Source organism: Staphylococcus haemolyticus (assembly GCF_006094395.1).
Classification (GTDB): domain Bacteria; phylum Bacillota; class Bacilli; order Staphylococcales; family Staphylococcaceae; genus Staphylococcus; species Staphylococcus haemolyticus.
The window spans coordinates 1,131,607-1,157,716 of sequence record NZ_CP035291.1 but is presented as its reverse complement, the minus strand read 5'-3'; the positions used below and the strand labels follow the sequence as shown (position 1 = coordinate 1,157,716).

General features: G+C 32.2%; 21 protein-coding genes. 9 read left to right on the top strand and 12 right to left on the bottom strand.

The annotated features are described in order from the left end of the window. Window positions 1–56 precede the first annotated feature (56 nt). Window positions 57–1,751 (bottom strand): septation ring formation regulator EzrA, encoded by a 1,695-nt coding sequence (gene ezrA / locus EQ029_RS05615; RefSeq protein ID WP_011275507.1) that lies wholly within the window; start codon window positions 1,749–1,751, stop codon window positions 57–59. Window positions 1,752–1,881: 130 nt separating this feature from the next. On the opposite strand from ezrA, the gene EQ029_RS05610 reads away from it, so the two are divergent. Together EQ029_RS05610 and rpsD are read left to right on the top strand one after the other, a co-directional pair. After that, the gene (locus tag EQ029_RS05610) at window positions 1,882–2,349 is read left to right on the top strand and encodes a GAF domain-containing protein (protein ID WP_011275506.1); all 468 of its coding nucleotides are present in this window, start codon (window positions 1,882–1,884) and stop codon (window positions 2,347–2,349) included. A 224-nt stretch (window positions 2,350–2,573) separates the two neighbouring features. Beyond that, window positions 2,574–3,176: a 30S ribosomal protein S4 gene (gene rpsD, locus EQ029_RS05600; RefSeq protein ID WP_057504710.1), complete on the top strand. Its 603-nt coding sequence runs from the start codon at window positions 2,574–2,576 to the stop codon at window positions 3,174–3,176. A gap of 73 nt (window positions 3,177–3,249) precedes the next feature. Here the strand turns inward: rpsD and EQ029_RS05595 are convergent, their stop codons facing one another. Beyond that, window positions 3,250–3,996 carry a glycerophosphodiester phosphodiesterase gene (locus EQ029_RS05595; RefSeq protein WP_011275503.1) on the bottom strand — a complete coding sequence of 249 codons (747 nt, stop codon included), beginning with the start codon at window positions 3,994–3,996 and terminating at the stop codon, window positions 3,250–3,252. 78 nt (window positions 3,997–4,074) lie between these two features. Between EQ029_RS05595 and EQ029_RS05590 the strand changes: the two genes are divergently transcribed. From EQ029_RS05590 to serA, 3 genes are all read left to right on the top strand, one after another. Then, window positions 4,075–4,515, top strand: coding sequence for an OsmC family protein (locus EQ029_RS05590; protein WP_011275502.1), 441 nt, complete (start codon window positions 4,075–4,077; stop codon window positions 4,513–4,515). A 115-nt stretch (window positions 4,516–4,630) separates the two neighbouring features. Next, window positions 4,631–5,791 (top strand): pyridoxal-phosphate-dependent aminotransferase family protein, encoded by a 1,161-nt coding sequence (locus EQ029_RS05585; protein ID WP_037558122.1) that lies wholly within the window; start codon window positions 4,631–4,633, stop codon window positions 5,789–5,791. Continuing rightward, complete coding sequence (gene serA, locus EQ029_RS05580; protein WP_037558120.1) at window positions 5,781–7,379, top strand: phosphoglycerate dehydrogenase; 1,599 nt, start codon at window positions 5,781–5,783, stop codon at window positions 7,377–7,379. The genes EQ029_RS05585 and serA overlap by 11 nt, the downstream gene beginning before the upstream one ends. A gap of 128 nt (window positions 7,380–7,507) precedes the next feature. Here serA and EQ029_RS05575 read toward each other — a convergent pair whose 3' ends face one another. The 3 genes from EQ029_RS05575 to EQ029_RS05565 form a co-directional block, all read right to left on the bottom strand. Beyond that, the gene (locus EQ029_RS05575) at window positions 7,508–8,632 is read right to left on the bottom strand and encodes an HAD family hydrolase (protein ID WP_049426362.1); all 1,125 of its coding nucleotides are present in this window, start codon (window positions 8,630–8,632) and stop codon (window positions 7,508–7,510) included. A 216-nt stretch (window positions 8,633–8,848) separates the two neighbouring features. Beyond that, window positions 8,849–10,312 carry an N-acetylglucosamine-specific PTS transporter subunit IIBC gene (gene nagE, locus EQ029_RS05570; RefSeq protein WP_046464762.1) on the bottom strand — a complete coding sequence of 488 codons (1,464 nt, stop codon included), beginning with the start codon at window positions 10,310–10,312 and terminating at the stop codon, window positions 8,849–8,851. 335 nt (window positions 10,313–10,647) lie between these two features. Further along, window positions 10,648–11,271, bottom strand: coding sequence for a lysophospholipid acyltransferase family protein (locus EQ029_RS05565; protein WP_011275497.1), 624 nt, complete (start codon window positions 11,269–11,271; stop codon window positions 10,648–10,650). Between the two features lie 167 nt (window positions 11,272–11,438). On the opposite strand from EQ029_RS05565, the gene EQ029_RS05560 reads away from it, so the two are divergent. Next, a complete protein-coding gene (locus EQ029_RS05560) occupies window positions 11,439–12,716 on the top strand; it encodes a S1C family serine protease (RefSeq protein ID WP_016930825.1) in 1,278 nt (425 codons plus the stop codon). 79 nt (window positions 12,717–12,795) lie between these two features. On the opposite strand, the gene EQ029_RS05555 is transcribed toward EQ029_RS05560, so the two are convergent. The 3 genes from EQ029_RS05555 to tyrS form a co-directional block, all read right to left on the bottom strand. Further along, window positions 12,796–14,205 (bottom strand): DHA2 family efflux MFS transporter permease subunit, encoded by a 1,410-nt coding sequence (locus tag EQ029_RS05555; protein WP_037558113.1) that lies wholly within the window; start codon window positions 14,203–14,205, stop codon window positions 12,796–12,798. A 119-nt stretch (window positions 14,206–14,324) separates the two neighbouring features. Continuing rightward, window positions 14,325–14,795, bottom strand: coding sequence for a MarR family transcriptional regulator (locus tag EQ029_RS05550; RefSeq protein ID WP_016930823.1), 471 nt, complete (start codon window positions 14,793–14,795; stop codon window positions 14,325–14,327). A gap of 124 nt (window positions 14,796–14,919) precedes the next feature. Continuing rightward, the gene (tyrS, locus tag EQ029_RS05545) at window positions 14,920–16,182 is read right to left on the bottom strand and encodes a tyrosine--tRNA ligase (RefSeq protein WP_011275493.1); all 1,263 of its coding nucleotides are present in this window, start codon (window positions 16,180–16,182) and stop codon (window positions 14,920–14,922) included. A 382-nt stretch (window positions 16,183–16,564) separates the two neighbouring features. Between tyrS and EQ029_RS05540 the strand changes: the two genes are divergently transcribed. Beyond that, window positions 16,565–17,479 (top strand): biosynthetic peptidoglycan transglycosylase, encoded by a 915-nt coding sequence (locus EQ029_RS05540; RefSeq protein ID WP_011275492.1) that lies wholly within the window; start codon window positions 16,565–16,567, stop codon window positions 17,477–17,479. Between the two features lie 142 nt (window positions 17,480–17,621). Here the strand turns inward: EQ029_RS05540 and EQ029_RS05535 are convergent, their stop codons facing one another. Together EQ029_RS05535 and acsA are read right to left on the bottom strand one after the other, a co-directional pair. Next, entirely contained in the window at window positions 17,622–19,289 is a 1,668-nt protein-coding gene (locus EQ029_RS05535; RefSeq protein WP_011275491.1) for a formate--tetrahydrofolate ligase, read from the bottom strand. A 333-nt stretch (window positions 19,290–19,622) separates the two neighbouring features. Continuing rightward, window positions 19,623–21,332 (bottom strand): acetate--CoA ligase, encoded by a 1,710-nt coding sequence (gene acsA / locus EQ029_RS05530; protein WP_016930822.1) that lies wholly within the window; start codon window positions 21,330–21,332, stop codon window positions 19,623–19,625. Between the two features lie 164 nt (window positions 21,333–21,496). Between acsA and EQ029_RS05525 the strand changes: the two genes are divergently transcribed. Beyond that, entirely contained in the window at window positions 21,497–22,129 is a 633-nt protein-coding gene (locus tag EQ029_RS05525; protein WP_057504711.1) for a GNAT family N-acetyltransferase, read from the top strand. A 34-nt stretch (window positions 22,130–22,163) separates the two neighbouring features. Further along, a complete protein-coding gene (locus EQ029_RS05520) occupies window positions 22,164–23,321 on the top strand; it encodes an acetoin utilization protein AcuC (protein ID WP_016930821.1) in 1,158 nt (385 codons plus the stop codon). Window positions 23,322–23,467: 146 nt separating this feature from the next. Here EQ029_RS05520 and ccpA read toward each other — a convergent pair whose 3' ends face one another. Together ccpA and EQ029_RS05510 are read right to left on the bottom strand one after the other, a co-directional pair. Then, window positions 23,468–24,460 carry a catabolite control protein A gene (gene ccpA / locus EQ029_RS05515; protein WP_016930820.1) on the bottom strand — a complete coding sequence of 331 codons (993 nt, stop codon included), beginning with the start codon at window positions 24,458–24,460 and terminating at the stop codon, window positions 23,468–23,470. A gap of 320 nt (window positions 24,461–24,780) precedes the next feature. Then, the gene (locus EQ029_RS05510; protein WP_011275486.1) at window positions 24,781–25,872 is read right to left on the bottom strand and encodes a bifunctional 3-deoxy-7-phosphoheptulonate synthase/chorismate mutase; all 1,092 of its coding nucleotides are present in this window, start codon (window positions 25,870–25,872) and stop codon (window positions 24,781–24,783) included. Window positions 25,873–26,110: the final 238 nt, after the last annotated feature.

The following is a 26,110-nucleotide window of genomic DNA, read 5'->3' as shown; positions in this document are numbered from 1 at the left end:
TAACATTTATTACTTACCAAAGTTATAAATTTTTATTGTCAATAAGACAAGCGTAATTAACCTTTGGCTACCTCATCTTCAATATATTTAGTAATTCCAGGTTCTACACTTTCAAGTGCTTGTTCTGAAATTTCAATTGATCGTTTGTAACGATTATTTTTAAACAAGCGTTCTGCTTCGTTTAAACTCTTATCTACATTATTATGATCTTTGCGATAACGGTTACCATACTGAATTAAACGTTCTGCGTATACGGCATTCACCAACACATCATTTGCTTCATCTTCAAAAGTATTCATTTGAATAACAATTTTGGCAACTTTATCTTTAAGTTGTTTAACGTGAATTGGACGTTCACTAAATTGATCATTAGTTTCACGAACTTCATGGTCAATTTCATTTTTCATAATAATGAATCTTTCTGGTACACTTGTTAAATTTGAAGCTAAAAGTCGACGATAAACTTCTTCTTTTTTAGATTGAATTCTTAAAAGATTATCTTCTGCCTCAGCTTCATCTTCTCTCAATTGAATAAGATGATTTTGTAATTTTTCTTGGTTCTCATTAATTACTTTAACGTGATCGTCTAAATATTCTAGGTTGTCTTTAACTTCGCTGTAACGTACAGCAGATTTAGCCATTTCTTTAAGAATTTCATCATATACAGCTACTAAATTTTGAATTTCGTTCTCATGTTGTCTAATGCTATGAACATCACTTTCATTTATGAAATAATTTTCACGAATATAGTCAATTTCTGTACGTAATGTGTAATTCATCTCACGTGCTTTGAACAATTCATCAGTAATTTGTTCTTTAGTTTCTTCCACTTCATTTTTAGCTTTAACTTCATGCTCAATCAAATCATACATTTCATCAAGCTTATCATTAATTTGTTCAAGTTTATCGTTTGCATTATCTAACTCAAGACGACTGATCATAGGTTCTACAAAATTCAACTCTGTCTTTAAGCTTTGTAGCGTACCATCGATTTTAACGTGATCTAGATCATAACCGTTCATCTTTAAGTCGCGACAACCATATTTCAAATCTTGAAATTGTCCAGGTAGTTCTTTTTGGGCTTCTCTAATTAGTTCTGGAATTTCATCCATATACTTTTGGACTTCATTCATAGATTCATTTAGACCCATAATGTGGTTATGTGCTTGAACGTAATTACCTTCTTCTTTAAGTTCTTCATACTGTTCAAGTTCTGGCTCAAATGATTCAATTCTTTTTTCAAGTGGTGAAGCTGCATCGCCGAACTGATGTCTGTTAGCTAACACATCACGCTTCATTTCTCGATAATTAGTCTTGCACTTTTCATAAACTTGTTCATTTTCCTTATGTAAAGAAACAATTTCATTAACGTCTTCAACTTGTTGTTGATACCCAGCTTCATATTTATCCATTAATTCATGTGCATCATCAATGTCACTTTGAGCTCCAGAAAATTGAAACTTATCAAGTTGAATTTCAGCATCGTGGATTTTTTCCTCTACAGGTGCTAAATAGTTATTTGTATAGTCTAAGGTGTCTCTCTTAAAGGCATCATATTTTTTTCTAGTTTCACCTTTTAAATTTAATTCAGAAAGTTGTTTTAAATTTTCTTCAAAAGGTAATCTTTGAACTTTTAACTTACGTTCTTCAGCTTCTTCAACAATTTTTCGTTTATTAGAACGTAAATAAAACATGATTCCTACAATGATTAAAACAATGATAATTATTGCTAATATTGTGTATAAAACCATCTCATTCTCCTCCTATATTATCATTATTATAACGCAAATACCGCTTTCATTAAAATAGTAAATGAATGAATTGATAGAATAAATTTTTCCATTTATACTTTTATTAAAAATAACAAAATGAGGTAAGCATATGCCATTGATAAAAGAAACAAATTATAATTTATTAACGAAACAGCTTCAAAGTTTAATCGAAGACGAACAGAACCTTATCGCAATTCTAAGCAATACATCAGCTATATTAAATGATAATTTAGATCAAATTAATTGGGTTGGTTTTTATCTAATTGAAAATGAAGAACTCATTCTTGGACCCTTCCAAGGTCATCCAGCTTGCGTTCATATTGCAATTGGCAAAGGTGTCTGTGGTACTGCAGTTGCAGAAGATAAAACTCAGTTAGTTAAAGATGTACACGCGTTCCCAGGCCACATTGCTTGCGATGCAAATAGTAAATCAGAAATAGTTATTCCAATTCATGTCAATGATGAAATAATTGGGGTTCTAGATATTGATGCACCTATCACAGATCGATTTACTAATGAAGACAAGGAAGGTTTAGAAGTTATTGTCAAAGTTATTGAAAAACAGCTAACTAAATAACTAAAAAGTATTGACACTTTGTAAAATACTGTTACAATGAACTTTGTGTGAATTAACGAAAATAGCAGTTGCATATCAATAAGCTCTATGTTGTTCCCGATGAGGACGTGTCGCGTAACTGACGCTATAAGGTGAAGACACATAAAACAACATATCCTATTGGGCATGCAACACTCTTTTTTGTTTATTCATAACAACAAAAAAGAAAAAGGAGGAGTCTTAATATGGCTCGATTCAGAGGTTCAAACTGGAAAAAATCTCGTCGTTTAGGTATCTCATTAAGCGGTACTGGTAAAGAATTAGAAAAACGTCCTTACGCACCAGGACAACACGGTCCAAACCAACGTAAAAAATTATCAGAATATGGTTTACAATTACGTGAAAAACAAAAATTACGTTATTTATATGGAATGACTGAAAGACAATTCCGTAACACATTTGACATCGCTGGTAAACAACATGGTGTACATGGTGAAAACTTCATGATTTTATTAGCTAGTCGTTTAGACGCAGTTGTTTATTCATTAGGTTTAGCTCGCACTCGTCGTCAAGCACGTCAATTAGTTGGTCACGGTCACGTTGAAGTTGATGGTCGTCGTGTTGATATTCCATCATATTCATTAAAACCTAGTCAAGTTATCACTGTACGTGAAAAATCACAAAACTTAGACATCATCAAAGAATCTGTTGAAATTAATAATTTCGTACCAGAATACTTAGACTTTGATGCAGATAGCTTAAAAGGTACTTTCGTACGCTTCCCTGAACGTAGCGAATTACCAGCTGAAATTAATGAACAATTAATCGTTGAGTACTACTCAAGATAAGTTCATGATAATGAACAACCACCCTTCCTTATGGAATGGGTGGTTTTTTTATTCATAGATGATCTAAGTGATTTTATAATCTAAAGATATCCTCTGGTAAATCAGAAATAATGCCATCTACGCCAAGGTTGATAAGTTTTTTAGCGTCTTTCGGTTTATTCACAGTATATGGAATAACCTTCAATGATTGACTATGTGCATTTTTTATAAATCTAGAATTAACTAATTTGTAATTAGGATTAATAAAATTTGCATAATCAGATATTTCTTCAAAATTTGGAGATTTATACCAATATTTCTTTCTACTAATAAGCAGCCCTAATTGATACTCACTATCCAATGAGTTTAAACGTTTCACACAATCTTCATCAAAAGATTGAATGATTGCTTTGTATTTAGGAACTTTATATATTTCTAAAGCATTCAATACAGCTTCTTCAATTCCTGGATATTGATGTGGAACTTTAATCTCAATAAGTAACTTTTTTGAAAAATTTTTAATTAAGGATAACACCTCTTCAAATGTCGAAATCTTAGTATTTTGAAAGGATTTATCATGTTTTACTCCAAAATCAAATTTTAACAATTCTTCAAGTGTATAGTCTTTTACTTTTCCTTCACCATTCGAAGTTCGATTAATAGTGTCATCATGTATAACAACCAAATGATTGTCTTTACTGAAATGTACATCTATTTCTAACATATCAACATGTTGCATTAAAGCCGCCTTAAAACCAACAAGAGTATTTTCTGGAAAATGATTAGATAAACCACGATGAGCAACTATTTGAAATGCTTGATTAGGTTTATTAATTTTCATAAAAGTCACCTTTCTTTAATTATGTCACACTTTAAACTACACTTAAATTACCATATTATAAGTGGAGGTTAAACATAAATGGTTAAGCATGATTTTAAAGTACAAACAAAATGGCGTGGTGGAAGAGAAGAAGTTGGAACTGTTAATGGAGACATTATTTCTGAACAAATTTCTATACCTGCACCGCTCGGTGGTAATGGAGTAGGTACAAATCCTGATGAATTATTAGTTTCAGCTGCATCGTCTTGTTATATCATCTCATTGGCAGCAACGTTAGAAAGAGCAAAATTTACCGACATCAATCTGATAAATAATTCAGTAGGTACTGCCCTATTCGAGAATGGTAAGTTTAAAATGGTAACAATAACACATTATCCTAAAATTTCAGTGACTGCGGAAGACAAAGAGAATCTTGAGAAACGGCTTCCTAAATTATTAGAAATAGCTGATAATAATTGTATGATTTCGAATTCTATACGTAATAATGTAGAAATTAAAATTCAAGCGTCAATTCAATAATTGTTAGAATTGCGCTAGTTTCACCATGAATCTCATATAAACATGGTGATTACTCTTTTAAATTATCAGAATATTTGGTAAAATGATTAAATCTTATACCGTGGGAGGAAATTTAATGAATTATTATGAACCACTTTTATTAACACCAGGACCTACTCCAGTTCCAAAGGAAATCAATCATGCTTTAGGTTTACCTATGGTTGGTCACCGTTCACCAGATTTTGAATCTATAGCTAAAAAAGCATTTAACAATTTAAAACCCATTTTTGGTACAGAAAATGAAGTTATGATTTTAACATCAAGTGGCACTAGTGTCTTAGAAGCAAGTATGTTAAATATAGTTAATCCCGATGATCATTTTGTCGTTATAGTGTCAGGCGCATTTGGCAATCGCTTTAAACAAATTGCTGAGACATACTATAAAAATGTACACATATATAATGTGGAATGGGGACAATCCATTGATGTTAAAGAATTCATAACATATCTTAACAATTTAAATCATCAAATCAGTGCTGTATTTACTCAATTCTGCGAAACGTCAACAGCTGTCCTACATCCTGTAGGTGAACTTGGTAAAGCATTGAAAACATTCAATCAAGATATCTACTTTGTTGTAGATGGTGTGAGTTGTATTGGTGCTGTAGATGTTAATTTAGAGCGTGACTACATAGATGTGTTAGTTTCTGGGAGTCAAAAAGCAATTATGTTGCCACCTGGTCTAGCATTCGTAGCTTATAATGATCGTGCATTGAAACGTTTCAAAGAAGTGACTACACCACGCTTTTACTTAAATTTAAATAAATACTTTGACTCACTTCAACAAGATTCTACTCCTTTTACACCAAATGTCGGGTTATTTAGAGCTGTAAACGCTTATGCTGAATTAATTCATTCTGAAGGATTTGAAAATACCATTAAACGTCACTATATTATTAGAGACGGTCTAAGATTAGCTTTAAATGCATTAGATTTGGAACTTTTAGTAGAAGATGATTTCGCTTCCCCTACGGTAACATCATTTATACCAACATCCAAAGATGAATTAACTCATATTAAATCAACTTTAAAAACAAGATTTAATATTACAATTGCTGGTGGTCAAGGTAAATTGAAAGGAAAGATTTTACGTATCGGACATATGGGTAAAGTCTCACCTTTCGATATGCTTTCAGTGATAAGTACTTTAGAGATTATACTTACAGATTACCGTCAAACGAATTATATTGGTAAAGGCTTAACAAAATTTTCAGAGGTGATTCATAGTGAAGCATAATATTCTAGTGTCAGACCCTATTTCAACAGATGGATTACAAAGTTTATTAAACCATTCTGATTTTAACGTCGATATTAAAACGGATTTAGATGAACAATCACTATTAGATATTATAGGTGATTACGAGGGTTTAATTGTTCGTAGTCAGACGCAAGTTACTCAACAAGTCATTGAAAAGGCTAGTAATTTGAAAGTTATCGCCCGTGCTGGCGTTGGCGTAGACAATATTGATATTGACGCTGCTACTCTCCAAGGTATTTTAGTCATTAATGCACCTGATGGTAATACTATTTCTGCAACTGAACATTCAGTAGCTATGATTTTAGCGATGGCTAGAAATATTCCTCAAGCGCATGCATCTTTAAAAAATAAGGAATGGAATAGAAAAGCGTTTAAGGGGGTCGAACTTTATCAGAAAACATTAGGTGTCATAGGTGCAGGACGAATAGGTATTGGTGTAGCACAACGTCTTCAAAGTTTCGGTATGAAAGTGTTAGCTTATGACCCTTATCTTACTGAAGATAAAGCACAGCAATTAGGCGTTAAACTTGCTACCATAGATGAAATAGCTAGACAAGCTGATTTTGTAACAGTTCATACGCCATTAACACCTAAAACAAGAGGTATTGTGAATGCTGATTTCTTTTCAAAAGCAAAACCAACATTGCAAATTATTAACGTCGCAAGAGGCGGTATCATCAATGAAGATGATTTATTAAATGCACTAAATAATAATCAGATTGCACGTGCTGCATTAGACGTATTTGAACATGAACCCCCTACCGATTCACCATTAATTGAGCATGATAAAATCATTGTTACGCCACACTTAGGTGCATCAACTATTGAGGCTCAGGAGAAAGTTGCAGTATCAGTGTCAGAAGAAATTATAGATATACTGGAAAACGGTAATGTAACACACGCAGTCAATGCGCCAAAAATTAGTTTCAATGATATAGATGAAATAACACAACAATGGATTGAAATAGGTGAGTTATCTGGTGAATTAGCCATTCAATTAATTGAAGGTGCACCGAGAGAAATCAAGGTGACTTTTAATGGTGATGTCGCTAAACAGGAAACTGACTTAATTACACGGTCAATTGTAAAACAAATTTTACAACAGGATTTAGGAGATCGTGTTAATATCATTAATGCTTTTGCACTTTTAAATGAACAAGGTGTAACACGTAACGTTGAAAAAAGAGCATCACAAGGTACTTTTAGTAATTATATTCAAGTTCATTTAGTAAGTGATACGGAAGAAGTAAAAATTGGTGCCACGGTAATAGCTGGCTTTGGTGCTCGTATTGTACGTATTAATGATTACTCTGTTGACTTTAAACCTAATGCCTATCAACTTGTTTCTTATCATGGTGACAAGCCTGGTATGGTCGGTTTAACTGGTCAGCTACTAGGTAGACAAAATATTAATATTGCATCAATGTCACTTGGCAGAAATATACAAGGAGGCCAAGCGATGATGGTATTATCAATTGATCAACCTGTTACTGAGGATATTATCAATGAACTATATGATGTGGGTGGTTTCGATAAAATATATGGAACTACACTCTCAGTCAAATAACTAATCTTTTTGAAGAATCACTACTATATCTACTTGAAATAATTATGCCCCTCTATGATGGATTTTACTTCATCACTGAGGGGCGTATTAATACTAATGATTTAATATCAATTTATGGTGAATTAACCTTACAATAAAATATTTTTAATCAAACCTATATGATCAACAATATAATCCGCTTCATGATGCTCCAATTCTTTACGAGCCTCTTGCCCTTTTAAACCTGTTAATGTTCCTATAAAAGTAGCACCTATTTGTTTAGCACAGAATAAATCAGCCAGTGAGTCACCAACAATGATTACATCTTCTTTATTTACAATTTGATCTTGTTGGCTAATGAATTGTTTATAATTCTCCTTGTTATTTCCATATAGAGTAGCAATATAGCAAAAAGGATTAGGCTTACCTAGAGGTATAAAGTCAGGATATTCATTTTCAGCTTCCATAACATCACTTGCAGTAACAATGTGATTATCTGAAAAGAACGCTTTTAAACCTAAAGATTCAAATGGAACTAATGTTTCAGTTCTAGGTCTACCTGTAGCTATTGCAAGATGATAGCCTCTTTCTTTTAAAGTACTAAGCAAGGACTTAATCTCTTCAACAGGTCTAAGAACAGTTTCGTGATAAATAAAACCATTAATGCCCTCAAGAATAGATGGCTTTTCTTCAACTTGCTTAAATAATTCAGAACCTAAGTATAATTCTTGGTATAAATCTCTTGCAACAAACCATAGAGGTCCTTTAAGTTTAAAGAGGCTTGCATCATTAACATTTAATTCTTCTCTAGCATATTGTTGCAACTCGGCATAAATATTATCTTTACCACCTAGACTTTGACTAATAAAATTCATAGGAAGTTCATAATCAATTCTAAAATTTTTGTTAATCATTGATTGAATTTCTTGAATACTTTTTACTGAAAAATGATTATCAGTTATTATGTCTTTAATCTCTTGAACTGTAAATTCTTTCATCAAATGGATAAAATGTATGCAAAAAACGACAAATAACATATCCCAATTTGAATTTAATCCCATTGATTTTAATCGATTAAGAATGATATCATCATTAAATACTTTACTGCGAATATCATTTATAGTTTCGTCACTTAACGCATTTAATTTAAATGATTTATCTAAACCTAAAAAATGTTCACTTTTGAGTAATGTCTCTATAGTTAAAGCTGACGTATCGAAACAACGTTCCTCACTTAAGAATACACCGTCTACATCAAACAAAATTGATTTCATGACTTTTCGCTCCATTATTTTTGAATATTCTGATACTTATAATCTTAACGTCTTATATCTCAATGTCAATAATAAAAAACTGATGAATTCTAGGTAGCCTCCTAAAATTCATCAGTTAATTGAACAACAGATATTTATCAATATGGTTATATCTTATCAAATCAGTAAGACATATTTTGTCTGTCTTAATACTTTTAAAAAATGAAACTATAAATTTTACATTTGCTTTTCAATTTCATCTGCGACTTGCTGTACATGAGTGCCAATTATAACTTGTGCTGAGTGTTGACCATTTTTGGTTACGCCTACCGCTCCTGCATTTCTAATTTTTTGTTCGTCAATAATAGAATTATCCTTTAATTCCATTCTTAATCTAGTAGCACAATTGGTTAATGTAGTAATATTTTCACTACCACCTAATCCTTCTAAGATTTGACTTGCTGTGTGATGATATTTGCTTTTACTTGTAGTTTCTGCCCCATCTTTCTCAGTCGTATTAACAGTTGGATCAGCTAATAAATTGTCACCACGACCAATTGTGTTGAGGTTAAAGATTTTAATGACAAATCTAAAGATAAAGTAATATAAAGCGAAGAATACAATGCCTTGAACTAAAATCATTAACGGATGATTAGCCACTGGATTGATTAGTGATAATGCGTAATCAATTAAACCTGCACTAAATGAGAATCCTGCTGTCCAATGGAATAGTGCAGCTATAAATAATGACAAACCGGTTAATAATGCATGGATTACAAATAATACCGGTGCAACAAACATAAATGCAAATTCAATCGGTTCAGTTACACCAACCATAAATGCAGAAATGGAACTTGCTATAAACCAACCATATACTTGTTTTTTCTGAGCAGATTCAGCGGTGTGATACATCGCCAACGCTGCAGCTGGCATACCAAACATCATAATTGGGAAGAACCCTGCTTGATATCGACCAGTAATACCTTTGATTGCATCTTGTCCAGTTTGGAATTTACCGATATCGTTAATTCCTGCTGTATCAAACCAGAACACAGCATTTAATGCATGGTGAAGCCCAGTAGGAATTAATAGTCGGTTAAAGAAGCCGTATAGGAATGCACCGAATGGTCCAAAACCAATTAGCCATTTACCAAAAGCTACAATTGCTGAATATATAAATGGCCAAGCAAATAATAAAATCGCAATTAAGAACGTACAATAGAAAACAGTCATGATTGGAACTAATCGCTTACCACTAAAGAATGATAACGCTGTTGGTAATTCAACATCACTGAATTTGTTATAACAATAAGCCGCGATTAATCCAATAATAATCCCTATAAACACATTTGAATTATCCATCTTACTAAATCCATCGTTCACAGCGCTTTCTTTTATATTAAATAATGGTGCTATAAACTCTGGAGATAAAACTTTTACAACCAGTGCATATCCTAATGCACCTGCTAAAGCCACTGCACCATCGTTTTTCTTAGCCATGCCTATTGCTACACCAATTGCAAAGATAAGCCCTAGTTGACCTAGTATTGCTGTCCCCACAGTAGTGAAGAACAACGACACTGTTGGTAATAAATTTAATGCTTTAAGCAAATTACCTATACCTACGATAATTGCGCCAGCGGGCAAAACAGCTACTGGTAGCATTAAAGATCTACCTAAATTTTGAAAAAACTTAAACATTCTACTCACTCCCAAAACACGTATTATTCAAATAATTTATATATAACTAAGTTATGTATATAGTTCCTTTATTAATTTATCATAAATGTAAGCGCTTTTGATGTGTCAATTTTAAATCATTTTAAAAATATAATGAGCATATAGGTATCTAACACGTTAAAGCTCTTAAACATATAAATGTAAAATTTTAAATTTAAATAAGTTTATAAAAATAACAATTCACATATTAAACTCACCGAAATTAATTAAGTGTATATTTAAAAACAAAAACACCCTATTAAAATAACTATTAGAGTCATTAAATAGAGTGTTTATTGTTAATTAGTTACTATAATTTATTTTTCTAAACTATCTTGAATTAAGTGTAGTTCTTTTTGTAATTGTGCTGTACGTCTTTCAATTTCATGTGTTAAATAATCTATTTTTTCATTTCTTTTTAAATCTTTAGGAATATCTGATTGATAAATTGGCTCACCAAATTTAATAAGTGCCTGACCAGTAATTAAGCCATGTAATTTTTTAGGTCCAACATAGGCTGCTGGTAAAATTGGCGCTTTGCCTAACATTGCAATAGTTGAAGCGCCTCTTTTTAATGGAGCCCCTTCAGCTGATGTACGATGTCCCGTTGGGAAGATACCAACAGTTTTATTTTCTTTTAACAAATTAACTGGTCTTTTCAATGTACTTGGTCCTGGATTTTCACGGTCAACAGGAAAAGCATTCAATGAAGTTAAAAATTGTCCAAACCACTTGTTATTAAATAATTCCTTTTTAGCCATGTAATGAATTTCATTAGGAACTAATGCCATACCTAACATAATCACTTCATTATAACTTTCATGAGTACATGTTACTACGTATTTGTTATCTTTAGGTATATTCTCCTTTCCAATAACATACAATGATTTAGCCATTTTGACTAATATCAAATCTAATAGTCTACTTATAAATTGATACATCATGTCACCTGCTTATTGATTTCTATACTTTATTGATTTTATCATTATCCTTATTTATGAACAACTAATCAAAAGATACATCTAAAGTCTGATGGTGGATTACTGGCAAAATTTAATTAAACCTTTCATAATTAAATAAAGGGTTAATATTATAATGGAGGTTAAATATGTCTGAATTTAATCAAGAGAATCAATCAATTTATAACAACTATCAGCAACCTCAACCTGGAAAACCTAAATTCCCATGGTTTAAAACAATTATCGTTGCATTGATTGCTGGTGTGATAGGTGCTTTACTTGTCTTAGGTGCTAGTAAAATAATGGGTTTAGTTGGAATAGATAATGGTGGTGCCCAAGTTCAAGAAGCCAATAATAGTAAAGGTGGAAATGTATTAGACGGAAAAAGTGATAAATATAAATCTGTTAATGCAATGATTAAAGATGTATCACCTGCGATAGTAGGTGTCATTAATATGCAAAAAGCTAATGGCTTAGAAGATTTTTTACAAGGTAAATCATCATCCGAATCTGAAGAAGCAGGTATTGGTTCTGGTGTCATCTATCAAATCAATAATAATTCTGCTTATATTGTGACAAACACCCATGTGATAAGTGGTGCTTCTGAAATTAAAGTCCAATTACATAGTGGTAAACAAGTTAAAGCGAAGTTAATTGGGAAGGATACTGTATCAGATATAGCTGTCTTGAAAATAGATAATACTAAGGGTATCAAATCAATTAAATTTGCTAATTCTTCTAAAGTGCAAACAGGAGATAGTGTATTCGCTATGGGTAATCCTCTAGGTTTGGAATTTGCTAATTCAGTTACTTCTGGAATTATTTCAGCGAATGAGCGTACAATTGAGTCAAATACTACTTCTGGTGGTACTAAAGTTAACGTCTTGCAAACTGATGCTGCAATAAACCCTGGTAACTCTGGTGGTGCATTAGTAGATATTAATGGTAACTTGGTTGGTATCAACTCTATGAAGATAGCCGCTGAGCAAGTAGAAGGTATTGGTTTTGCTATTCCAAGTAATGAAGTTAAAGTAACTATTGAACAACTTGTTAAAAACGGTAAAATTGAACGCCCTTCTATAGGAATTGGTTTACTAAATTTAAGTGATATTCCTGATTCTTATAAAAAAGAATTAAACACAGATCGTGATGATGGTATTTATGTTGCTAAAGTAAGTCGCTCAAGTGAATTAAAAACAGGAGATATCATTACTAAAATAGATGATAAAACTGTAAAAGAAGATACTGATTTAAGAACTTATCTGTATCAAAATAAGAAGCCTGGTGAGACTGCTAAACTAACTGTCATACGTGATGGAAAAACGCTAACAGTTAATGTTAATCTAAAAAGCCAGTCCGATATATCATCTAATCAATCATCTGACTCTGAATCAGACAATAGTCGAAACAGTCAATTTATACAATAGTTTTTCTAACAAAAGAACAGAATTTACTCATAAGGCCAGTAAATGATTATTCAAAATCAATTACTGGCCTTCTTAATGCTTAAATTGTCGCCTTTGACTTCTGGGTAAGAAATAGTCCTGGAACGATGATTAAAAATAATGTAATGACTGATACTAAGAATCTAGCATGATAAGCGATTATATTGTGCATCAAGGATTTACCTAATTGATTTATTACAACTCTAATAATTGTTGCTATGAAAGCTGTTCCAAAACTCGAACCAATATTTTCAATCATATTAATTCCCACACCCGCTTCAGCTAATACGCTCTCTTTAATGCCCATATATGTATCAGTAGTTAAACCTAAATTAATGCCCCCAATACTACATCCTCTTAAAAATAAGATGATGGATAGAGCAATGATACTAGTATGATCTGTAATAAATAATAAAGGTATTGATCCAAACATCGAGATTATAACACTTATTAAAACCACCCATTTCGCTCCATACTGATCGATTAATTTCCCCAAGTATGGTCTTGTAATAAGCATTCCTATTCCCTGTGGTATCAGAGCTAAAGCTGCTTCAATAGGAGTGTAATGCTTAAATGTCTGAAAATATAACGGAATTATGACCATAGGTCCCATTATACCTATGTTTGAGAGAAATAAGCCTATAAACGATGCTGTATAATTTCCCTTACAAAAAAGTGACAACGGCAAAATAGTATTATCATGTTTAACTTTATTATGAATATAATATATAAGTATCATAATACAACCAATAATTAAAAGAAGAATAGTAGTTCTATTATAAAAACTATGGTAATCACTTGCTTTTGTTAAGCCGTATATGGTTGATATGCTAATAAGACCTAACAGTATCATTCCTAAAATGTCAATGGACTTACTTTTATTAAAAGGGACAAAGTTCAGTAAATATTTAATTTGCAATAATATAGCGATGATTACGACTAAGACATTAATAAAGAACATCCAGCGCCAAGACACAATATGAATTATAAATCCACCAATAACTGGTCCTAAGATGGGCCCGAATATCATAGGTGTACTTACGACAGCCATGACTTTCCCAATATTGTCTTGACCCGTTGTCTTAATCAATAGCGTGAACATTAACGTTGTAATTATGCCCGCAGACATTCCCTGAATTATTCTGAACACAATAAAACTCTCTGCATTCCAACTAATACCAGCTAATACAGATGTAATTCCGAATAGAATTGAGGCTCCGATAAATACATACTTACCATTAAATTGATTAACCAGCCATCCTGCTATTGGAATAACTAGCGCTAAAGCAAGGACATATCCTGTTATCCCCCACTGAGTGATTTCAATTGTTGTATTAAATGTGTTGTTAAGCTGTTTGATTACAATGTTAATCATTGTTGAATCTAACATAGGTGCTATAGCTCCCAATGCTATTGCCCAAGCAGCTATCATAATTTCTCTAGATACTTGACTATCATTTAATTTTGACATATGTGCCTCCTATATATTGTTTCCACGTCAACAAAATACACTCTCTTTTTGTTTCCTTGTCAACAATATATAACATATAAACTCGCTTAACCTGTAAGCGAGTTTTTAAGTTTAATCTCTTATAATGATCGATGCTCTTGTTCGATTAGTTGATCCAAATGTTGATTATACCTATTAATGAAGGTCATCATATTGTTAAATTCATCTTCTGTCATGCTGTCAAAAACACTTTGATCTCTTTTTTGAAACGTTTCATGTAATTCAGAGTGAATTTGATAAACGCTTTCACCCTGTGTAGTTAACTTAAAATATATTTCTTTTTTATTGTCTTTACTTTTAAAACTTTCAATTAAACCTTTTTGCTGCAAACGTTTTGTTAATTTACTAATTGCACCTCTTGTCATAAATAGCTTATTCGCCAAATATTGTACATTGGGATTCTGATATTCTTTAATCGCTTCAACGCAATGAACTTCAGATGATTTGAACCCCTTAAGTGCCTGTTCCATTTTATCCTTATTTAGCCAACCTATTTTATTAAACAAATCTCTAAAGCTACTCATTAAAATTTCTTCTTTATTATTGGTCATTTCATCACTTCTTTTTAATCTTTATAACACATTTATTATACCCGTACTCTATTTATTTTTCATAAAAAGGGCAATGCGCAAAGTCTATAAGATTTCGCTACATTGCCAATAAAATTACACCTTATTATTTATAGTTAACCATGAAATATTTTTTCTTACCACGACGAATGATTGTAAATTCATCATCTATTTTATCCTCATTGCTTAATTCATAGTCTACTGATTGTTGTCTTTCCCCATTAATATATATAGCACCGTTATTAACATCCTCACGTGCTTGGCGTTTAGACGTCGCAATGCCTGTTTCAATTAAGACATCAATAATATTTGAAGTTTCAGTTGATAATTCAACTTGAGGAACATCTTTGAAGCCTTCTTTTAATTCTTTGCCTGATAATGACTTTAAATCGCCGCTAAACAAAGCTTTAGAAATACGAATGGCATCATCTAATGCCTCTTTACCATGAATAAATTCTGTAACATTCTCCGCTAAGGCTTTTTGCGCTTCTCTTAAATGAGGTTCTTGATTTTTAGATTCTTCGAGACGATTAATTTCATCTTTATCTAAAAATGTGAAGTATTTCAAGAATTTAATGACATCATCATCTGATTGATTAATCCAAAATTGGTAAAATTCATAAGGGCTTGTTTTGTCAGCGTCTAACCATACAGCACCTGATTCTGATTTACCAAATTTCTTACCATCCGATTTCGTAACTAAAGGAATTGTTAAACCATATGCTTCAGTTTGTCCATACATACGTCGCATTAATTCAATACCACTAGTGATATTACCCCATTGATCTGAACCACCAACTTGTAATTTACAATTTAATTCACGGTTTAAATGACCAAAGTCGATAGCTTGAAGTATAGTATAAGTGAATTCAGTGTAAGATATACCATTCTCAAGGCGAGATTGAATAGAATCTTTACCTAACATGTAGTTCACACCAACATGTTTACCATAGTCTCTTAGGAAACTAATTAATGAGATTTGACTCAACCAATCTTTGTTATTAACTAAAATGGCACCTTTATCAGTACCAAATTCAAATAATTTATGCATTTGAGCACTAATACCCTCAACGTTAGCCTCTACTTGGTCTTCTGTTTGTAGTATACGTTCTTCAGATTTACCGGATGGATCACCAATCATACCAGTTCCCCCACCAATTAGAACGATAGGTCGATGACCATGTTCTTGGAAACGTCTTAGAGTCATAAAGGGAAGTAAATGACCAATATGCAGACTATCAGCAGTAGGGTCAGCACCACAATATAAAGAAATTTGTTCCTTATTTAATAATTCTTCAATGCTACTTTCATCTGTTTGTTGATAAATTAAACCTCTCCATTGTAACTCTTCAATTAAAGCGTTTGACATCTATATTCCTCCTAAACAAAGACTTATTTTTAATATTTAGTGATCTATACTCTATTTATGAAAAATAAAAAGCACCCATACATCGTTAAATGTAAGGGCGCTTGAGCACGTTACCACCATACTTAAATAGCATATTGCTATTCACTCTATCAATGATACGTTCATTAATAAACGTTGGACAATTCATAATGAGGTGTATTCATATAAGTGCAACTATTAGTTCACAGCTACCACTAACTCTCTGGAAATCACAAATATATTACTTGTCCTCTTATCCAAAATATATTGAATTGTAATTAATTATAAGTATTAAAAATATAAAAGTCAAATCAGTGATTATGGTATACTATATTTAAATTTCAGGAAGCTTAAGGTGAAAGAGATGTTAACCAACATTAATAGAGATACTAAGTTTAATTCATTTGAAAAGTTCTACAAAAAAACGAAACATGCAATTGTAGGATTATTTAGTGTTGGGTTATTTATATGTTTAATAGGATTTATAGGTACAGTTATTTATTTTAATCATTTAACGCATGAATCGTCTAAAATAAGTGACCGTGAATTAAAACAGAAAGTCTTGCATTTTGCAGGTGACGATTTAATAAATCATGAAAATTCTGATGTCTTAAGTGAATATGATAAATCTGAGAACTCTCTAATAGTAGGTCCTAAACACGTCAATCCAAATGTCATTAAAGCCCTTACCTCTTCCGAGGATACCATGTTTTATAAACATAAAGGTATCCTTCCAAAAGCACTCGTACGAGCAATGATACAAGATGTATTTAATCTTGATCAAAGCACTGGTGGTAGTACAATTACTCAGCAATTAGTTAAAAACCAAGTGCTATCAAGTAAAAAAACATATAGTCGAAAAGCAAATGAGCTTATTTTAGCAATGCGTCTTGAAAATTTATTGTCAAAAAATGAAATCATCTATACATATTTAAATATTGTACCTTTCGGTAGAGATTATGAAGGTAACAATATTACAGGTATTGCGTCTGCGTCCTATAGTTTATTCGGTATTCCACCGAAAGATTTAAATATTGCACAGTCTGCTTACCTTATTGGTTTATTACAAAGCCCGTATATGTATACACCGTATGAAGAGAATGGTGAATTAAAAACTTATAAAGAAGTCAAAATCAGTGTTGATCGTCAACATTATGTATTAAAACGAATGCTTGTTGAAGGTGTAATCGATAAAGAGGAATACCGCCACGCTAAACGTTATCATATCTATGACCATTTACTTACAAAACCGCAATTAAATAATAATCAATCTGCATAACTGATGAAATATCTTATTTAATTAAATTCATATTTTGTTTCAAAAGCAAATTCATAAAAAAACTGCCGACAAAGTTTTGCGCTTTGTCGACAGTTTTCAACGTAACATAATAGTACATTATAATAGTCGGTACTTCAATCTACTAGAATAAGCCTACTGCATGGCCGTCTTCTGTAACGTCCATATTTAATGCAGCTGGTTTTTTAGGTAATCCAGGCATAGTCATGATTGCACCTGTTAATGCAACAATAAATCCTGCACCTGTTTTAGCCTCTAATTCTCTAATAGTAATATCAAAATCAGTTGGAGCACCTAAAGCAGTTGCATCATCACTGAATGAATATTGAGTTTTAGCCATACAGATTGGATATTGACCCCAACCATTGTCAGTAAATTCTTTTAGTTGTTTTTTAGCTTTTTTACTAAATGTAACTGAAGAACCACCATAGATATCTTTAACGATTGTTTCAATTTTTTCTTCTAATGATTGATCTAAATCATATAAGAATTTGAAATCATTTGGTTGTTCAATAACTTCAAGTACTTGGTTAGCTAATTCAACGCCACCTTTACCGCCTTTTTCCCATACTTCAGTCAAAGCGATTCTAACGTTATTTTCTTTAGCCCAAGCTTTTACAGCTTCAGTTTCAGCATCTGTATCATGAATAAATGCATTTAATGCGATAACTGGTTCAACACCAAATTTACGGATGTTGTTAACATGACGTTCTAAGTTAACAATACCAGCTTTAACTGCTTCAACATTTTCTTCTTTTAAGTCATCTTTAGCTACGCCACCATGCATTTTAAGGGCACGGACTGTTGCAACTAAAACTACTGCTGAAGGTTCAAAACCAGCTTCTCTAGCTTTAATGTCGATGAATTTTTCAGCACCAAGGTCTGAACCGAATCCTGCTTCTGTTACAACGATGTCTGCAAGATCACGTGCTGTTTCAGTAGCTAAAATTGAGTTACAACCATGTGCAATGTTAGCGAATGGTCCACCATGAACTAATGCAGGTGTACCTTCAATAGTTTGAACTAAGTTAGGTTTAATAGCATCTTTAAGAATCATTGCTAATGCGCCTTCAACTTTTAAGTCTGCAACTGTAACTGGTTTACGATCACGAGTGTAACCAATAGTAATACGGCTAATTTTTTCTTTTAAGTCATTAATATTACGAGCTAAACATAAGATTGCCATTACTTCTGAGGCAACTGTAATATTGAAACCATCTTCACGAGGTACACCGTTAGTAGGTCCACCTAAACCAACATTTACATGACGTAATGCACGGTCGTTCATGTCTAATACACGTTTCCATTCAACACGACGTACATCAATGCCTAATTCATTACCTTGATGTATATGGTTATCGATAAATGCAGATAAAGCATTATTTGCAGTAGTAATTGCGTGGAAGTCACCATTGAAGTGTAAGTTAATATCTTCCATTGGTAATACTTGCGCATAACCTCCACCAGTTGCCCCACCTTTAATACCAAATGTAGGTCCTAATGCTGGTTCACGTAAAGCTACCATTACATTTTTCTTTAATTCGTTGAACGCATCAGATAATCCAACAGTAACTGTAGATTTACCTTCACCTGCTGGTGTTGGACTCATTGCAGTTACTAAAACGACTTTCCCTTTGTTGTCTTTTGGTTTGATTTGATTGATATCAATCTTAGCTTTATAGTGACCATATTGTTCTAATGCGTCTGCTGGGATTCCAGCTTTTTCAGCGATTTCTCCAATAGGTTTTAGTTCTGATTGATTAGCAATATCTAAATCTGATAAATGTGCCAACTTATTTCAACCCCTTGTTAATTATAATTTGATTTATGTAAGAATACCTCAAATCAGTTGCTTAAGGTTTCTTTTAATCTTACATATTAATAATAACTAACAATGTAAGCGATGTCGAATTTTTGAGAGCGTTTCCAATGATTTGTGTAAAATTTAACTTAATTTTATGATAAATCTGCTAATTTAAATAAATTTATTTTATAAATATAAACATTTAAAGTAAAAATACATCATAGTATGAACTCAAAAACCTTTATTTCGTCTTAGGTCAACTTTAATCATTAAAAAAGCTAGGACCAATAATTGTCCTAGCTTACTTATATTCATTAAAGTTTAATCTTCCATCGTACTTAAATCGCCTGCATCTAAATTAAGCTCCCAAGCTTTTAACACACGTCTCATAATTTTACCAGAACGTGTTTTAGGTAATTTATCTTTAAATTCTATTTCTCTTGGTGCTGCATGACCTGATAGCCCCTCTTTAACAAATTTACGAATATCTGCTTTTAGCTCATCAGAAGGTTCATAGCCTTGGCGTAATGAAATAAAGGCTTTGATAATTTCGCCTCTGACAGGATCTGGTTTACCGATAACACCCGCTTCAGCTACTGCTTCATGCTCAACTAATTTCGATTCTACTTCAAATGGACCTACACGCTCACCAGCAGTCATAATAACGTCATCAACACGGCCTTGGAACCAGAAATAACCATCTTCATCTTGATATGCTGAATCACCAGAAACGTACCAATCTCCAATAAAGTAAGAATTATATTTTTCAGGGTTTTTCCAAATTGAATACATCATAGATGGCCAACCCTTTTTAATAGCTAAATTACCCATTCTGTTCGGTGGTAATACATTACCTGAGTCATCTATAATAGCAGCTTCTATTCCCGGTAATGGTTTACCCATAGAACCTAATTTAACGTCAACTGCAGGATAATTCACAATCATATGGCCCCCTGTTTCTGTCATCCACCATGTATCTAATACACGTTTATCATATACATCTTTAGACCATTTAATAACTTCAGGGTTAAGTGGCTCACCAACAGATAAAATTGAACGTAATGATGATAGATCATATTTTTCTACTACATCATCACCAGCGCTCATTAACATTCTTAATGCTGTAGGCGCAGTATACCAAATTGTTACTTTAAATGTTTCAATCATGCTATACCATTGTTCAGGGGAGAATCGACCACCAGCTATACAATTTGTAACACCATTTAACCACGGTGCAAACACACCATAAGATGTACCTGTAACCCAACCAGGATCAGCTGTACACCAGTAAATGTCGTCTTCTTTTAAATCTAATACATATTTACCTGAAATATAATGAAGTAACATTGCTTTTTGAACGTGTAATACCCCTTTAGGTTGACCAGTAGAACCTGATGTGTAATGTAAGATTAAACCATCATCTTCTTTTAACCACTCAATATCAAATTCTTCACTTGCTTGATTCAATTCTTTATTGAAATCAACATATTGTTCATCAACTTCATCATCAACAACTACTATTGTTTCTAAGTGAGGTAATTTATCCTTAGGAATTCTGCCTAGTAAACTATTTGTAGTAACAATGACTTTTGCTTCACTATTTTCTAATCTATCAGTTACCGCTTTTTCCATAAAAGCTTCAAATAATGGACCAACGATAGCACCAATTTTTAGAATACCCAGAAAGGCAAAATATAGTTCAGGCGTTCTTGGCATAAAGATAAATACACGATCCCCTTTTTGAACATTCGCTTTATCTACTAAAACGTTGGCAGCCTTATTTGATAGCACTTTCAACTCATTAAAACTATATTGTTCTTTACGTTTTTCATCTCTATAATTAAGTGCAATTTTATCGCCTTTACCATTATCAACATGACGATCAATACACTCATAAGCCATATTTATTTTTCCTGTTTCATTCCATGAGAAAGCTTTTTTCACTTTATCCCAATCAAAGTCCTGATATGTCTTTTCATAGTCTTGTAAATTATAATTACCTTGCTCGCTTTCAAATACTTCTACTTTCATTGTAAACTCCCCCTTGTTTAATGAAATCGCTTTCTTTAAAAAGTATTATACATTAATTTTTGTGTTATTCAAAATTTTTAGATAATTATTACAATTTAATTTGTTTATTTCTCTAAATAAATATAAAATAACTATAATAGTAGTTCATATTGGGAGTGAGATGAATGAAACACATTAAAACAAACGTAACCAAGCACCTTATAATTAACAATAAGCATTTCACTATTGAAGGCCCTGTTTCATGCACTTATTTGAAAACGCTTTCTTTCGATGAGTCCTTAAATGCCTTTAGACCGGCAAAAGATCAATTTGACGCTTTGAAAGAAATTACGCAATTACCTGAAGGTCGTATTTATATTGCTCGAGAAAACAAACACGTCATAGGGTATGTAACATATCACTATCCCGATGAATTTGAAAGATGGGCTGAAGGACAGCTACCCTATTTAATTGAGTTAGGTGCAATAGAAGTACATCGTGATTTTAGACAGTTTCATCTTGGTGGTGAACTTATTTCATTAAGTCTTTCTCAAGATGAGTTTGAAGACTATATTGTTTTGACAACTGAGTATTATTGGCATTGGGATTTGAAATCAGCTAAATTAGATGTTTTTGAATATAAAAAAATGATGCAAAAATTAATGTCTAAAGGTGGATTAGAAGTATTTGCTACTGATGATCCAGAAATTACGAGTCATCCAGCTAATTGTTTAATGGCGAGAATTGGTAACAGAATTACATTAGATCAGCAACAGTCTTTTGATGATTTACGTTATAAGAATCGATTTTTATTTTAAGATTTCTGTTAAAAATTTAAGGGGTATGATATTTATGCAAAATAATTTAAGAACGGGTTATGTCTATTCAGATGAACTATTAAAATATCGTTTTAATGATAACCACCCTTTTAATCAAATGCGATTAAAATTAACTACAGAATTACTCCAAATGATGAAATTGTTGAAGGATGATCAAATTATTTATCCTAGAATAGCCACTGAAGAGGAATTGGCTTTAATTCATAAATATGATTATATACAAGCAATTAAACATGCGTCTCATGGAATTTTAAGTCCATCGGAGGCTAATAAATATGGATTAAATACAGATGATACATTCCAATTTCGACATATGCACAGACATAGCGCAAGGATTGTTGGCGGTGCACTTAATTTGGCAGATGAAATAATGAATGAAAATATATTAAATGGTTGTCACTTAGGTGGCGGATTACATCATAGTTTACCCGGACGTGCCAATGGATTTTGCATTTATAATGATGTTGCCATTACAGCAAAATATCTTGCTACTAAATATAACCAGCGTGTGATGGTCATTGATACTGATGGGCATCACGGTGATGGGACTCAATGGAGCCTTTATACTGATAATACGATCATGTGTTATTCCATCCATGAAACAGGTAAATTTTTATTTCCAGGTTCAGGACATTACACTGAACGTGGCGAAGATTTGGGTTATGGTTATACAGTAAATTTACCGTTAGAACCTTATACTGAACATGATAATTATTTAAAAGTCTTTGAAGAATCCGTGACAAGTGTTATTGAGGCTTATAAACCTGATATCCTACTTAGTGTACATGGTGTGGATATTCATTACTTAGATCCTTTAACACACATGAGTTGTTCATTAGAAACTTTATACGAAATTCCGTATATAATTAATAAATTAGCGCACAAATTTACAGATGGAAAAGTTTTAATGTTTGGTGGTGGAGGTTATAATATTTGGCAAGTAGTCCCAAGAGCGTGGAGTCATATATTTTTAGCATTAATTAATAAACCTATTCAAGAAGGTCCTTTACCAGAACAATGGATTAAAAAATGGCGTGCGTACTCACCAGTAAACCTACCTAAACATTGGACAGAAGATTATCGCGACTATCAAACAATACCCAGAACATATGAAATCTCACAGAAAAACAACGAACGAGCAAGTAGAATCGTTCATTGGTATACACACTAAGGGAGCGGTATGATGATTTAATTTTAAAATCATCATACCGCTCCCTTAAAACAACTATAACTTAAAAGTTTATAACATACCTTCTCTGTTAGTCAGTTAATATGTGTTGAAATTGTAACTATTAATAATAAATTATTTTTTTACTACTAGTCTTTGGTTGTACCTCTGTATTCAATACGGTGAGGTAAAATAACATTAGGTTCTTCAATTTCTTCTTCGTTCATATATTTTGTTAATAAACGCATACCTACAGCACCGATATCATATAATGGTTGAATAACACTAGATAGTTTTGGTCTTACCATCTCTACTAATCGTGTATTGTTGAAGCTAACAATTTGTAAATCTTCTGGTACTCTAATACCAGCATCTAATGCACTATGCATAATACCTATTGCCTGTTCATCACTTATTGATAAAATGGCATCAGGTAAATTCCCTTTCAAATCCTCGAATACTTTAATGCCGTCTTTATAACTTTCAGATCCAGAGAATTGCACAGTTTCATTTAATTTTAATTGATGACAATCCACTACTTCTTTAAGACCATTAAATACATCTTCTTGAGCTTTTTTAGAGTAATCACCGCTTACTAATGCAAATTCTTTAGCACCTGATTGAATTAGTTGCTCAGTAATTTCCATTGCTGCAGTTTTGAAATCGATATTAACGGAAGCGATATTGTCATCTTTTCCATTCGTACCTGATACAACGACTGGAACAGATGATTGATTAATTAAATCTTTAATTTCATCAGAAATCGTTCCACCTAAAAAGATAATACCATCTACTTGTTTACTTAATAAATTATTAAATATTTCTTTTTCTTTTTCAGAATCATTATCTGAGTTAGAAATTATAGAATGATATTTGTACATTGTTGCTATATCCTCAATACCACGAGCTAATTGAGAATAATAGATATTGGATATGTCAGGAATGATAACGCCTACTGTTGTTGTTCGTTTACTAGCTAGTCCTCTTGCAACAGCGTTTGGTCGATAATTTAATCTTTTGATTACTTCATTAACTTTTTTTCTAGTTTCAGGTTTAACATTTTGATTACCATTCACTACTCGTGAAACGGTTGCCATAGATACTCGGGCCTCTCTAGCAACATCATAAATAGTTACTGTCATAATTTCCTCCTTGTAAGCGTTTTATTTGTTATTATAACGTGTTTTCATTTCATTTTCAAAGTTTACCACAAAATCGCTTTCATTCAAACCTATTGTTAATAATTTCACATTTATGTCATATTTTATATTATTTTAATTACAAAAGAGTGATTTGTCATATTATTAAATAAAAATGAAATCGTTGATTAATAAATTGAATAGCTAAAGTTTGACAATTTAAAGAGCTATTCATTATTACCAGAATAAGTATTATAAAACATACTTATAATTCAGTAAAACGAATAGCTCATGTATATCAATTATCTTATTAGGTGAACTTATTATTTTAATTTTTTTGAATTATATAATTCAGCTAATGGTTTTAATTCATTGTAAAATTGATCAAATTCATTTAAATCCATTTGTTGACCACTATCACTTAGTGCAACAGATGGGTCTGGATGAACTTCTGCCATTACACCATCTGCACCAACAGCTAAAGCAGCTTTTGCAGTTGGTAACATAATATCTTTGCGTCCTGTGCTATGCGTTACATCTACCATTACAGGTAAATGCGTTCCTTGTTTTAAAATTGGAACAGCAGATATATCTAGAGTATTACGTGTTGCTTTTTCATAAGTACGGATGCCTCTTTCACACAGGATAATATTTTTATTCCCTTGTGATGCAATATATTCAGCTGCAAAAGTAAATTCCTCAATAGTGGCAGACAATCCTCTTTTTAATAGGATAGGTTTATTGGTTCTGCCAGCTTCTTTCAGTAATTCAAAGTTTTGCATGTTACGCGCGCCAATTTGAAATACATCTAGGTATTCATCAGCAACTTCAAAATCAGCAGGATTTACAATTTCACTAACAACATTTAGACCGAATTTATCTTTAACATTTTTTAAAATTTTAAGTCCTTCAATGCCTAAACCTTGGAAATCATAAGGTGATGTACGAGGTTTAAATGCGCCACCACGAATAAATTTTTCTCCCCTAGCTTGCAAATCTTTTGCAACTGCATCCACCTGTTCTTGAGATTCTACCGAACAAGGACCGAATACAAATGATTTATTCCCATCGCCAATAATGCCACCGTTGTCAAATTTAACAATTGTATCTTCAGGTTTTAATTTACGTGATACATATAGATGTTTTTCATTCTCAGATTTTTGCAAGTCAGTTGACGCTTTGAAGATTTCTTTGAATAATTGCTTAATAACATTATCATTAAAAGGTCCTTGGTTACGATCCATTAATTCATTAATCATTTCCTTTTCGCGCTGTGGATCATAAACTTTTGTGCCTTGTTTTATTTTTTCTTCACCAATCTTTTGAGCTAACTCTCCACGTTTAGATAATAATTCTAAAATTTGATTATTAATCGAAACAATTTCTTCTCTGTATTGTTCTAATTTCGTTGACATTACTACTCACCTCAATAAAAGTTACTTAATCAATTATATTACTTTAAAGCGATAAAATAATATTAGTTAGATAATATTCTAACAATTTAAAAATAATAGTTCAACCTTAGAAGTCCAAAAATTTTCTAAAATTTATGAATTATCTAATTATTATTGTGAAATGTTTAATTAATCGTTTTCGATATAAAAAATGGAGCGAATCAAAAATCTAATATATATAGATTTCTGAATCCACTCC